The organism is Vibrio splendidus 12E03, from assembly GCF_000272105.2.
Taxonomy (GTDB): Bacteria; Pseudomonadota; Gammaproteobacteria; order Enterobacterales; family Vibrionaceae; genus Vibrio; species Vibrio splendidus_I.
This window is the reverse complement of record NZ_AJZD02000085.1, coordinates 1-13,482: the sequence shown is the minus strand read 5'-3', so window position 1 is coordinate 13,482 and position 13,482 is coordinate 1. Positions and strand designations below refer to the sequence as shown.

12 protein-coding genes are annotated in these 13,482 nt (G+C 45.0%); 9 read left to right on the top strand and 3 right to left on the bottom strand.

All coding sequences use genetic code 11. The annotated features are described in order from the left end of the window. Positions 1-28 precede the first annotated feature (28 nt). The 3 genes from A142_RS07745 to A142_RS07735 are packed head-to-tail and all read right to left on the bottom strand — an operon-like array spanning position 29 to position 4,423. Positions 29-1,162 carry a lipocalin-like domain-containing protein gene (locus A142_RS07745; protein WP_029405495.1) on the bottom strand — a complete coding sequence of 378 codons (1,134 nt, stop codon included), beginning with the start codon at positions 1,160-1,162 and terminating at the stop codon, positions 29-31. Continuing rightward, entirely contained in the window at positions 1,162-3,696 is a 2,535-nt protein-coding gene (locus A142_RS07740) for an ABC transporter permease (RefSeq protein ID WP_029405494.1), read from the bottom strand. Before A142_RS07740 ends, A142_RS07745 begins: the two co-directional genes overlap by 1 nt. 4 nt (positions 3,697-3,700) lie before the next feature. Continuing rightward, positions 3,701-4,423: an ABC transporter ATP-binding protein gene (locus A142_RS07735; protein WP_029405493.1), complete on the bottom strand. Its 723-nt coding sequence runs from the start codon at positions 4,421-4,423 to the stop codon at positions 3,701-3,703. Between the two features lie 612 nt (positions 4,424-5,035). Here A142_RS07735 and A142_RS07730 point away from each other — a divergent pair. From A142_RS07730 to A142_RS07690, 9 genes are all read left to right on the top strand, one after another. Beyond that, complete coding sequence (locus tag A142_RS07730) at positions 5,036-5,878, top strand: LysR family transcriptional regulator (RefSeq protein WP_019822914.1); 843 nt, start codon at positions 5,036-5,038, stop codon at positions 5,876-5,878. A 101-nt stretch (positions 5,879-5,979) separates the two neighbouring features. Further along, positions 5,980-6,699, top strand: a complete 720-nt coding sequence (locus A142_RS07725; protein ID WP_019822913.1) for a hypothetical protein — start codon at positions 5,980-5,982, stop codon at positions 6,697-6,699. A 65-nt stretch (positions 6,700-6,764) separates the two neighbouring features. Continuing rightward, entirely contained in the window at positions 6,765-7,202 is a 438-nt protein-coding gene (locus A142_RS07720; protein ID WP_019822912.1) for a glycine zipper family protein, read from the top strand. 381 nt (positions 7,203-7,583) lie between these two features. Then, on the top strand, positions 7,584-7,964 hold the full coding sequence (locus A142_RS07715) for a hypothetical protein (protein WP_019822911.1): 381 nt from the start codon (positions 7,584-7,586) through the stop codon (positions 7,962-7,964). After that, a complete protein-coding gene (locus A142_RS07710; protein WP_019822910.1) occupies positions 7,961-8,389 on the top strand; it encodes a hypothetical protein in 429 nt (142 codons plus the stop codon). Before A142_RS07715 ends, A142_RS07710 begins: the two co-directional genes overlap by 4 nt. A 789-nt stretch (positions 8,390-9,178) precedes the next feature. Beyond that, positions 9,179-10,795 (top strand): guanitoxin biosynthesis MBL fold metallo-hydrolase GntH, encoded by a 1,617-nt coding sequence (gene gntH / locus A142_RS07705; protein WP_019822909.1) that lies wholly within the window; start codon positions 9,179-9,181, stop codon positions 10,793-10,795. Positions 10,796-10,852: 57 nt separating this feature from the next. Continuing rightward, positions 10,853-11,608, top strand: a complete 756-nt coding sequence (locus A142_RS07700) for a hypothetical protein (RefSeq protein ID WP_019822908.1) — start codon at positions 10,853-10,855, stop codon at positions 11,606-11,608. Between the two features lie 180 nt (positions 11,609-11,788). Beyond that, positions 11,789-12,244, top strand: a complete 456-nt coding sequence (locus A142_RS07695) for a hypothetical protein (protein ID WP_019822907.1) — start codon at positions 11,789-11,791, stop codon at positions 12,242-12,244. Further along, the gene (locus A142_RS07690) at positions 12,244-13,275 is read left to right on the top strand and encodes an HlyD family secretion protein (RefSeq protein WP_019822905.1); all 1,032 of its coding nucleotides are present in this window, start codon (positions 12,244-12,246) and stop codon (positions 13,273-13,275) included. Before A142_RS07695 ends, A142_RS07690 begins: the two co-directional genes overlap by 1 nt. Positions 13,276-13,482: the final 207 nt, after the last annotated feature.

The following is a 13,482-nucleotide window of genomic DNA, read 5'->3' as shown; positions in this document are numbered from 1 at the left end:
TGGATAGCTCTTTACGCTGCTTTTTTGATTAATACCCCGTCAACTCCATGTAGCCTGTACCAGAGTGAGTACCTTCAATTAAGACCGGGCCTTCCCAATAGGGAACTGACAGCGGCATTTTGGCATTTGGATTGAGAGCTGAAACGGTCAGTTCGATTTGTTGAGTTGGAATTGAAACTTGCCATTTTGTTGGGTAGTTACTTCCATCGATTTCCGTTTGCTTGATGGCGGTTAAGTTGATGTCTTGTTGCTTAATCGCGATGCCGGAACCATCTTGCTTCATCAACTTTGCGTGGGCATAACTGCCTTTGCCTGATGTTGAGTTTCGAAGCTGAAATACCACCAAACTGGTTTCATCACTCAGCCTTAGCGCAAACCAATCCCAGCCTTGTTGTGAGTCGAGTAAGAACTGCGAGCTCCACTCTCTGTCTATCCAACCTTTGCCAGACACTTGATGTGTTGTGCCATCAATGGTTACTTCGCCTGATACATCGATGAATGGTTGGCTGTAGTAATAGGAAGCTACTTTGCCATCGCCACTTTTGGTGCTGTAGCCTTGCTCGCCTTGCTTTTGATATGGCGTGTTGTTGGTTAACTTAAGCGAGTAGCCAAACTGACCGGAATTAGCGTTCAAGGTTGCGGGGAACAGATCATCACTTGACGATGTCCATTGCCAGTCATCAAGATAGACACGAAATGGGGAAGCGCTTACACCTGCGAGTTCAGCTTGGTCGCGTGACCATTTTTCATCGGCGTAGTGTTTGTCTTTCGTGGTTACGGCGCTGTGTGCCATGTAGATTTGCTGACTTTGCCACGTCGTTTGCTTAGCGCTATTCGAACTGTCCTTTGGGGCAGCCGCGAAGCGGAATTGTGTCCATTGTACGCCTAGCGCATTGCCGTCTTCATCAATGAGGTTGGCGGTTAAGTACCACCATTCATGACGAAAATCAGGGTGTGCTTTATGGTCGGCAGGGAAGGTGATCTCCAGGCCTTTTACTACCGGGGTGAATTGCTCAGCCTCTTTTTGTGTTTCATTCTCGGTTTGTGTTCCAGTACTGAGTAACGAACCCATATTTTGAGCTGACGGTTGAGTGGACTCCTCGCATCCTAAAAGGAGCAAGATGCCAATTGTGAGAACGAAAACTTTTATTGGTCGATTCATCACAACACCTCGCTCTGTAAACTGGATACCACGGGTTTGCTGACCAAACGCCACAGTGGAATCAAGGTCGCAAACACAGCAACTAAAATGGTGATGGCTGCGATGCTGAGTGCATCACTCCAATTCCATACGTAATTTAAGCTCCAACCAAAGGCGCGCAGGGTAACGATGTCCGTCAACACATAACCGACCATAGCGCCGAGTGGTAAGGCGATAACCAGAGTGAAGGTGACCAGAACAACGATTTGCGCGACTACCATCACCATCAATTTTCTCTGACTAACACCGAGCGCATACAACCTTGCAATAGAGGCTTTACGTGCGTCGAGCAACATGAAACAGGCGCAAAACAACCCAATCACCGCCACCATTAAGGTGACGCCATTAAGCGCTCGGGTGATGGCAAAGGTTTGTGAGAAGATATCTAAAGCGATCGATTTGATCTGTGCTTGATCGTAAAGCTGACTTGGGTGCAGATTGAGTTGTTGGCGTAGCTGTTCATAAACCACTTGTGGATCGCCAGATACTTTGATTCCCAAGCTGGTGGGTAAGTCAGTAAATCCGCTTTCGAGCCATAAATCAGGTGCAAGCAACACTTCACCATTCGGTGAGCCGTAATCGTGGAAAATCGCCCCGACGATGAGTGTTTTGTCTTGGAGCGCATCGAGCTTGAGTCGGCTTTCTAGGGACAAGCCTAGCTTCACAGCAGTCGGTTCGCTGATCGCCACCACCTCACCTTGGTAAAAGCGCTGCCAGAAGTCATCAACGCGGGATTGGAACACCATGGTTTGCTCAAGTGTGTCTTTGTCTTTAGTGCCGAGCAAAGTCGGTAAGCCCTGCAAGTTATCGTCGACATAATATTGCTTATAAACGGTTTCAACATTTTCAAACTGCTCTAACGCACGTTCCACATTCGCGATTTCAGCTTGGGCAGGGCTAACATAAATATCGGCGTGTAAGCGCTGTTCAAGCCATTGTTTTAACGTGGATTCAAAGCTACCGACTAAGGTATTCATCCCGATATTGGCGGTGACGGCGAGAAGCAACGCCATCATGGCAAGGGAGAGCGGGGAGATAAGTTCACGCAGCTCAGCGAACAGATATTGTATTAACCCCGATTGGGTACGTTTTTCGCTCCAGTTCGCTAGCACGCTGAGCGTTTTGGGGAGATACAAGGGAATCGACACCACTAACACACCGAGCCATGCCATGGTGAAGCGATGGTGTTCGCTCAACCATAACCCGGCTAACGCGAGAATGGTTAATACTGACCCGATAACAAACAGCTGATTTTCGTTAGACGCTTCCGGCGCTTGATAGAAACCGCCATGGGAAGAGAGGGGTTGTCGCACTCGCTGCTTAAAGTGTTGCCAACATGCAACTAACGTAGCCGCTAACGTAAGTAATAAAGCTTGTACCAACCATTGCCACTGCCATGTGCCGGGAAGCAGTGTTGCACCATAAAGTTGCTCAAGCGTTATCGCGACGGTTGGATGTAGCCAATGGCTGAGTTGAATGCCGAGAATGAAACCAAGCGACGCGCCCAGTGTGACTAAAACAGTCAGCTCGACTAACAGAGCTGAAAACACGATGCTTGGCGAAATTCCAGCTTGTTGAATTTGCACCAATAACCGATTACGTTTCAGCAAACTGTACTTCACACCGTTGTAAGCGATGAATAGGCCAACCAAAAACGCCAACAAACTCATGGCGGTGAGATTGAGGTGAAAGCTATCGGTAATTGAACCGAGATCCGTGCTTTGGTTGTTGGAAATCCATTGCCCTCGCTCGCCTATGAGGCTCTGCCATTTATCCTGAGTATTACTCTTAGTGTCGCTCTTAGTGTCAAAAATAGCGATATAGCTCAGTTGTCCTTGCTTGTTAAGCAGTTGCTGAGCGAATCCAATATCCATCAACATTCTGCTGCCCAGTTGCCATTCATCGGGCAGCACTACCACTTGGGTGAGTACTTCATCCAAACTGAGTGTGTCTACTTCTCCCAAGTTCTGGTGCTGTGACTGGCTCATCATCACAATGTGTTCACCCGCCAAGAGTTGCGGTAAAGGTAAGGCATTGTCGAACAGGGAAATGTTTGGCTCTTTGGTCTGAGTATTGCTTTTATCGTCGACGCGAGAGTGACGAGTTCTTGAAGTGAGGGCGGCGATCAACTCACTGCCTTGAACTGACCAACGTCGACCTTGTTCGTCTCTTACTCGCCCTTCTATAACGGGTAGCGCTGCGCTTAACCCACTTTGTCTTAAGTTGAAGTAGAGCGATTCTGGCAAATAGTTTTGCCCTGCTGGTGGAATGATAAGGTTTTGTGCTTGGGCGCTAAGTTGCTCGGTCGATTCTGCATAACTGCGCTTGGCATTGAGGTTGATGGCTTGCACTGCGACAAACAAGGTGACCGCTAGCACAATGCCGATCAGAATCGCTGCGGCTTGCAATGGTGATTGACTATAGTGCGCCGAGAATAGATTCAACGTCAGTTTAGTATGGGTGATCTGGCTCTGTGCGAAGCCAGTTTGCTTCATTGGATTACTCACAACGTTGCTGCTCTTTGGCTTGGGTTCGATCTACGTTCTTTAAACAACCATCATCTAACATCAATTTTGTCTGCATAAAGCTGGCACATTCCGAGCTGTGCGTAACCAAAAGCACGGCAGTGTTGCCTTGTGTAGTGATTTCACTCAGCAGCTTCATAACCTCTAACCCTGCTTTGTGGTCAAGGTTGCCAGTGGGCTCGTCGGCAAGCAATAGTTTGGGTTTATGGGCTAGCGCACGCGCAATAGCGACTCGTTGTTGCTGACCGCCAGAGAGTGCGGATACGTGTCTTTCGAGTAGTTCACTGATGCCCAATGCATCAACTAAATAATCACACCAGTCGCCCCATTTTTGTTGGTTCAAATGCAACGGAAAGGCGATGTTTTGTTTTACGTTGAGTGGTGTTAACAAGTTGAACTGCTGGAAGATAACGCCCAGTTTTTGATGGCGGAAGCGGCTCCATTGTGGATCTTTCCAATCGAATGTGTTCTCGCCATCGAGCCACAATTCTCCACCAGATAGTTCGCCACCGGAAAGAGGTTCAAACCCCGCAATGATGTTCAGCAGAGTACTCTTTCCACTGCCACTCGCCCCTGTCAAAGCCACGCTTGCCCCTGTCGCCAAAGCGAAGTCGACACCTTCCAATACGTGATGGGTATCTTTGCCATCAACAAAGCTTTTGCTGGCATGTGTGAGTGTGACAATTGGGCTTTCCATTTCCTTTCCTTATAACCAAAACTTACCATCAAAAGGTGTCGTTGCTTGTGGCAATTACCGAAGCGACAAGCTCTATAAAACTGTAGACAACAATTTCAAACATTAGAGCGATTTATATCGAATTATTAATAACTTGTACTTCGAAAAGAGGGGAATAGATCAGTGTTGGGGAGAATACAGTTGGTGGTGGGAGCTTAGAGTCACCGAGGAGGCATTGAATTTTTCGTCAAATGGTTCGTGGCCACGTTTAAGTGCAATAAATCATGGCTCAAATTATTAAACGTTTTAATTATGAAAGCGGGGTGGGTTGGTGTTGTTTTGCTAGCTTGTTTTTGCCCCATTATGTTTTACGTCGGTTTTTCGGAAATGCATTAAGTTTAGAGTTTGACTTATTTTTCCTTATGACAAAACGCTAGCTATGTGACCAAATTTGCTCATCCCCTATACACTCTACAACACACTTAGTCGTCCAAATGGTGTAGATTTTCGAACATTAAAATTGATATCTAATCTGCCAATTACTGCTCACAAATCATGAGATAGAACACAACACAATAAACGTCTGTTTTGATACACTTATAACTACCGTAAATTGCGTAGTAGGAACCTTTTTTGGACTTAAATCTATTCACGACATTCTTAGCAGTATATAAGCACCGGTCAATAACGTTAGCCTCTGAAGAACTAGACCTAACTCAACCAGCAGTCAGTTCGGCGATCAAACGACTCGAAGCAGTCGTGGGTAAATCGCTCTTCGTCAGAGAAGGTCGAGGGATAGCACCGACAGGGGCTGCCGTTTCATTAGCACATAGAATCGAATACCCGATTAATGTCATTAGCAGCGTGGCAGAGCACAACGACGAGCTGAATGTATATTGTACAGAAAGTCTATTACCGTTTTGCGCACACATCGACGGCGTGCGCTTTATTGAAGCTCCGTTGGATGAGGATAAACTCTTTGATGCACTCATCGCACAGAAAGTTGATTTGGTGATTGATGTTATTTCGAGTAAACGCCATTCACTGATAGAAGAGGTGCTTTTTGACGATGAGGCGGTCTGCTTAACGCGTTCGAATCATCCAAGAATAGACACTGAAATGACTTACGATCAGTATTTTGAAGAGCAACATATCGCACTTAAGCTTAGGCGTTCGGAAATGAACACAATAGATTTCTTATCGGACAAACCCATTAAACCGAGAAAAGTAAGTATTGAGACTAGTTCCATCTCATCAATGCTCATGTTGGCCAGTACCACTGATTACGTGGCATCATCAACTCGTTCTCTTGCGAAGCTTCTTGCGCCACAGCTTGGTCTTAAAGTTCACGCTATCCCACTGGACCTGAACCCAATAACATTTCGTATGCTGTATCACAGACGCTACGCAAGCGATGAGCAGCACATTAAAGTTCGAGAAACGGTTAGAGCCGCACTGCCTTCAATCCACTCATAAATTGAATTAATGTTACGCCATAATTTGGCTATGTTTTTTCAAATCAATAGTCAGTAAATAATCTCCAGTACTTTAAGTACACAACATTACTGGAGAAATTTATGAAAGCATTCCGTTTACTTCCTTTATCGCTACTTTGTGTAAGTAGCGCAGCTTTTGCAACTTCCACGCAAGTATATCTTGAACAAAATATCGCCTCTAATGCCGCGGACAACGGGACTTATGCTACTGAAGCTGGTGCATTAATTGACACTTCAGAAAACGGCCAGGTTTATATCGGCTTTGACGATCAAGGATGGCTAGCGGCAGGTTACGGTCACTACTTTTCATTGTCTGATGACTGGGGTTTAAACCTCTACGGTGAACTCGGTAAGTGGGAAACCGGTGAAGAAATGTTAATCGAAGCGATTGTTGACTTTCAGGCGACTGACAACCTCAACTTGTTTACAGGCTATGGATACAACCGCTCAGGGCAAACTCTAGAGAATCTGAGTGATACCACGATTAATACCAATCAATGGATCGCAGGTTTTGGGTTGGATATGGGGCAATGGGCACTGGATTACACCTACACCCACGAAAATAGAGACGGATCCAATGGTGGATTCACTCATGTTGGTGGGGATTTCTACTTTAGCCAAGACTCCTACCGTACCAATGAACATGAAGTGATTCTATCGACTTCAATCGACCAATGGACTCCTTATGTGAAGTACACGTACTTCAATACCCATGAAGGTGAACTTTCTACTACTAGTGCCCTGAGCAATATTGTTGAAAATGACAGTATTTTGACGCTTGGTGTTTCTTACGACTTCTAACGTTTGTACGTTCTCAAAGTTCATCATGGCAAATGGATTTGCCCCTAGTTTTCGAGGCAACGACCATGGCGATTCTCCCAATCAAACGAACCCTTATCAATGCCGCAGCGACCGTGGGTATTGTTCTTTTTTCAGCAATCCCGACATACGCTTCAGCCCACACTCTTATCTTTGACGAATCCATTTACGACGCGGACTCATTCACGCTCGACCACAATCAGTGCTATGACATGTTAGAGGGCGTAGGGCAACACGAAGGCGCTGGTGCACTAGAGCAAGGGGTAAAGCGGGGCTTACGTGGGGCCACAGCTGGTGCCATTGCAGGTAGTGTGTCTGGAAATTCTGGCAGCAGTGCTGCGAAAACAGGAGCAGCAATTGGTACAACGGTAGGCGTACTTTCTGGCGCGGGCTCGAAAGCATCGGCTGACAAGATCAATCAAGATGAGCGGAACAGCCTGATGCGCAATTGTATGAAAGGCCGCGGGTATGACGCACTCAATTAAGAATCGATAAAACGCAGAGATTAGGTTGGGTGAAACGACGAATACGAAGTGTCTATGGCTGTAATACATAAATTAAATTAATGTTTTAACCAAACCTTGCTATCTCCATTTTTCTAAACCTAACGCGCATAATACTTACATCAACTAAGCAGGGAATGAGTCTTGGACTTCCGCTTACCAAATTAGCCACACGGATGTGATTTCCTTAAACATGAATTAGGAACTCACATATGACTAGCATACGAATCATCTCAATATTGGCTCTCGCAGCGCTTAGCATTGCAAGCACCATGCACCTTTGAGCATTTAACTTTCAGTCAAACATTTAAGTTAGGTCATCACATTTTGCTTATCGATTATACGAATTGTAGGAAATTCCATATGAAAAACTCACTCATCATCGCTTTAGTAACCGTTGGTTCGCTTGGTGCAGTATCTGCAAATGCGGCATCTCACAGTCACGATACTTTGTTTAGTCAAGATAACGCAATCATGGCAGCGGCAGCCGTAGAAACAGTGAATCAGTACTGTGTCGAGTACGGCACAATGACACCAGAATACGTCGAGAAACAGTCTTTAGTGATGCGACAAACCATTGAAGGGCTATCTCAGGAAGTGCTAGGCGAAGCGTTTCAGTTTACTGAAGAACATGAGATGTATGTAGAAGGTGTGTCTATGGGCAAACAACTTATTGATGAAGCAAAAGAAAAAGGTCACGTTAAACAGATGTGCACTCAACCAGAAAAGGAGCAAATGCTATGAAAAAACTAATTTTAGCCTCAACTACGTTGTTTTCTGGCTTGGCAATCGCTTGTGGTGCCCATGTTCACAACACGCTTCCACATTATGAAAACTACACGGAGTCGCTCGTGGCAATGTCGGTGTGTAAAGTCAATAATCATATATCGGAAGAGCAATCGGCAGTCTGGTTTAAGAAATTGGCGTGGGTGGCCAATGGAACTGATGAAGAGCTTTTTGAACATTACACTCATTTTGCCGTCGAGCATGTCAATAAAATTTCGCTAGATGAAGAAATGCTACCAAAGTGGAACCAAAATTATTGTGAAGAGCAGTTTTTTGATGTGATGGCGATGGACCAAGTGGTTCTTGAAGACCTATACGACGCACAAGAATTGGCTGACCGCGACTTCAATCGACAAATTAAAATGACAGGAGAAACAAGTTAAGTTCTCTGTTCACCAGGAATTGTAAATGAGTCCTACAATGGCAAAAGGATTTGCCGCCTTCTCTCTTTAGTTTGTACCAGTTGATCTTTAGCCATCGTTAAAGCCTTTACATAATAAGGCTCAAGACTGGCACGCCGTATAATAGATATTCTGTAACTATCTCAATGAGTAAACATCATTGGTGCTGTTGCTTCAAACTCCTCAACCTTAAAACATTGCAGCTCAATTGAGGCCATATTAATGGCACATGCAAGTGGCGGTTCAAAAAGCTTCCCATCCATCTGACCTTGAGCGATCTAGCCCCCTGGCTCATCCCCATATTTTTGTCCCTTGAGTTATGCTTAAATGCCATTTAACCATCTCCAAGCTGAGTCGAGCAGGCTAGCGCTAGAGTTCTATTGAATCCAAATTGGGTTGCTATCAAATAGTTCCAAACTATCTGGACGGCAAAGATGTTGAATACCAGCCTCAAAGTATTCGTGCTGGCATCGACTTTTTGTCAACTCATCTTTCCCTCGAAAAGCCTGCTTCCTAACACCGTCTAATACGGCTTCAGGGCTTTACGTTGATATTTAGGTGATTGGTCATGTTGTTTTTACCAACTTGTATTATTTTTCGCGCAATACATAAATTTGATTTATGACTTGACTAAAGTTTGCTCTATCCATTCTCACGTTCGTCTATCACATAATAGTTTCATCAGCAGGGCAGGGGTGAATTGCTAAAGTTCATTGTCCATTAATGCACCACACGGAAGTGATTTCCTTTAACTTTTGTAGGAACTCACTTATGAAACATTGTCGAACTTTAACTACTCTTGCCGGCGCTATCTTATTGTCTAGCAGCGCTTTCGCTAATAATCCCTTCGAGCATTACCAGTCAGAAAACTCAGCAAGCTTCAGTGGCTACAAGCATTTCAACTACGAACAAAATGTCAGCACCGAAGATTTGATGAAGCAAGGCGGAAAAATTTACTCATCACCAGAAGAGATCCATGCCATTTTACAAGGTGGCCTAAAGCATGACATACAAACGGGTGAAGAGCTGTGGAAAGAAGGCCTGATGTTTGATGGCATTGAGCCAATGGACCACATGGTGACCGCCGCTAACTGGTACCCTCGCACAGAAGAACTACTTCACAATGAAATGCGTGTCACGTTTATGGGTACTTCACCGATGATTCGCCCAGGGCAGGCTAACACGTCAATTTACGTCGAACTTGGTAATGGTGACAACTTCGTTTTCGATATCGGTGAGGCATCTATCGCAAACTACATTGGTGCCGGGGTAGCATTAAATGAATTGGACAAGATTTTTATTACTCACTTACACGTCGATCATTTTGGCTCACTGCCTTACCTATACCAGTTTGGTGGTTGGAATGGCCGTTGGGAAAAACCGCTGACGATCTACGGACCATCGGGTCGTAACCCAGAAGATGGCACACGCCACATGGTGGAAGGTATGCTGCAAATGCTGTCTTGGCACCAAGATGCGTTCGATGTATTCCCATCGGGTAACGATATAGAAGTCGTTGAGTTCGACTTTAAAGATGATGGCGGAATTATCTATGATGTTGACGGCGTCCAAGTTTCTCACTGGCGTCGTTCACACGCAAAAGACGGCGCATCGGCGTACCGACTGGATTGGAAAATTGACGAAGAAGAGTCACTCAGCTTTGTTTGGACAGGTGATGGTCGCCCAACTGAACTAGATATTGAATACGCAAAAGGGGTTGACCTATTTGTAACAGAAGTACAGACCGAACTGGTTGGTATTGCATCGATTGTACAGGGTGTTCCTGCCTTTTTAACACGATACACGATCGATACGCACCACACTTCTGGTTACGCAGCGGGTTGGTTGGCGAATGAAATTCAACCGCGTCTGTTTATGACAACGCACATGGAATTTGACCCGTACTACAACAACGAAACGGTAGCTCAGGTTCGTGAACACTGGAAAGGCCCTTACCACTTTGGTGCACCAGACATGATTGTCGCGAACGTTACACCAGAAAAAGCATGGGTTCGTGAGGGAATTATTCCTGACTTCCCGAACAACCGTGCCCCTCAATTTAACCTAAATGACGGAGAAGTGTTCAGAGTGCCGATGCCGAAGAACTCTCGTGCGGATATCCAAGAGCAAGAGATTCGTGACCTAGAGATTGATGAGTCATTGTACTACCCAGAAGGCTACCACCCACAACTGTTGAAAGAGTGGCCATTGGATCGCGACTTGATTGTACCGACCGAAGCATTGCCTGAAAGCATGAAACGCGGAATGGGTGAGAAACAGCGAATGGTAGATGAAATGCGTGAAGCTCACGGCTTAGAACCGCGCTCTGTCCACCGTAAACACTCAGCAGATCCTTACCGCGATACTCGCGAAGGAAACACGAAATAACGTCTGTCTTGGGGTACCAAAAGGTACCCCAAATTTATCAAATTGTAGGAACAGCACATGACACGTTTTAATTTTCGCCTTTCAGCTCTCTCACTAGCACTAATGAGCCCTTTTGCCTTTTCACACGGTAATGTAGATATCTCCAACGGTTCTCAAATTGATGTGTACGTAGCCAATGAAGATCACCATGGTCACAGTAGCTCAAATACTGAAAAAGCCTATGGTATAGAAGCAGTAGCAATGGATGATGGTGGCTTCTTCGTTTACGTTGAAGGGGAAACCGGAGCCCACGAATTTTATCAACTCGGTGCTGGTAGATATTTTACGCCTAGCGAACAGCTAGGGTTATTCGCTTACGGTGCATACGCGCAAGGCGGCTACGCAGATGGCAATGAGCTCAGAGCTCGCCTTGGGTTAGATTATCAAGCAACCCATGAATTTGGTATTCATGGTCGAATTGGCTACGACTATGGTAATAGCAAAATGGGAGTGGATTCTGGTGACCACGACCATGGACATAGCTTCCACAGCCATAATGGTTCTTCAGCGAGAAGTCAGTTAGGCCGGTTAGATTTAGGCTTCAGCTATGAGCTAGGTCATGTAGCGGAGTTCTCATACAACTACGTAATGCAAAAACAGTTTGAATCGGCCCTAGTCGATGACAATGACACCAACCTGCATTACGAAGCCCGGTTGACTTATACCGACGCAAAATTGAAGCCTTACGTCGAGTATCGACAAACCAACAAAGCCTTTGATCAGTACCACTTTGAAGAGAGTGCGGTGCAGTTTGGACTTTCATTTAACTACTAAAAGGCAGTGTGAAGAGAGGGCTGGTATAAATTCAGTTAATGAATGAAACCACTTTTACTTTATATATCTCACTCACTTACTACCTTAATATATTTACCAGCAGCCAAGGATGAATAGGTTTCTTACCTAATACGTTAATGGAAGACAAGTGTTCTATTCAATCTAACGTAAGGTTTCACAATGTATAACTCTCTCATGAAAAAGAGTAAAACACTCCTCAAATGGGTCATGTTCATTGGTTCATTTGTTTCAATCAGCTATCTGTTTTCGCTTCTCTCTACCGTTCACGGTGAGGAATTGCCAGAAGAGTACTTCTCGAATGGCCATCCCGTGATTATTGGTTTGCTTGACTCAGAATTCTTTATGGGTTTGATATTCCTAGTTACATTCACCGTCATCGCATATGTATTCTATCTTCTGTGGCAACTGCATGAAATAGCCGTCCATAAGGCTGAAAAACTGAAAAGCAAACAGGTCAACTTAGTATTTGCGCTCTCTCTGTGTGGACTTTTTTTGCACAAGGCTTGGTGGGTCATTGCAGTAGCCATCGCGTTCACCGATTGGGTAGCAATATCTGCTGCGCTTAGCACAATTATTTCTCGTGGTATCAAAGGTACAAAAGAGGAGAGACTGTAATGAAAGAGATCATGTTGCCATATATTCTGATTGTTTGGTTATTGGTTAAACTTGGTGTTATTCAGTGGACACTTAGAAATGCGGTTATCAGCGTCGGAATTGGAGCTGCGATTGCATTTAGCCTATTCGCAGCTCACCGATTTTGGTCACCTGCTGACTTAACTGACAGTACCACAGTTAAGGCACCTCATGCGGTTTTGAGCCCTTTATTTGGCCAGCAGATAAAAGAGATCCATGTTGCTCATAACCAAGAAGTTAAGAAAGGGGAGCTGATTTACACCTTGGAGTCGGAAGACTCTGAAGAAGAGATAAAAAGTTTACAGGCGAGTCTTACCGCAATTGAGCATCGTATTGTGAGTATTCAAGAACAGATTGCGATAGACAGAAAGAACCATGAAAGATTAGTTAAGCTCAACGAATTCAGTTCGCAGAAAGAACGAGACGACCTGTATACCCGAATTCAGCAAGGTGAATCGGATTACTTAGCGGCAATGTCGGATGCCGATTCCATTCGCGCCACGATTAATCAACGGAATTGGCTTAACGATCGCAATGAAGTGAGAGCCCCTTTTGATGGCGTGATCGGCATCGTCAATATTGCTGAAGGTTCTAGAGCGGGTAATTTGTTTCTATACGACACAAGCAAAAAGTTTGTTGAGATGAGAGTAAGCGATCAAACCTATCGCAACCTTGAAGAGGGGCAGTTCGCTGAGTTTTTTGTCAACTCTCACCCTGGTGAGATTTTCCGTGGCCGAGTCAACAGTATTACCACCAATACCGGTGAAGCTGAAATCTCAGTTCGAGGGACTGCGGAAAGTGTACAAAGACATGTGGGCGCTAACATGGGCAGCCACGGTAGAACAGTGGTGATCGAGTTTGAAGAACCAGAGAATTATACCATCCCTCTAGGAGCAACGGGCTCAGGGTGGATATCGGCAGCTAAGCCCCATGAAATGCTAGGATTTATGGATATTATCGGTGGTGCTACGGTAAGGCTGAAAGCGCTAAAAGCTTACTTGTTCGCACTTTAATAGAGACGCTGATTTAAGAAGAAGATACATGGTGTCTTCTTCTTTGTTTTTCAGAGAATTAACTCGTCAGTCACGTTTGAGGGTTTGTTGTGTCTCACTGTTCAAAGAGCGTTGTGAATGTGTAAATTTAGCCAATCAACTAATGGTTTTGCAATACCTTAGGTAATCCGTTAAGTGCTAATTTAGCAAAATCGCTGGCACGTTTTT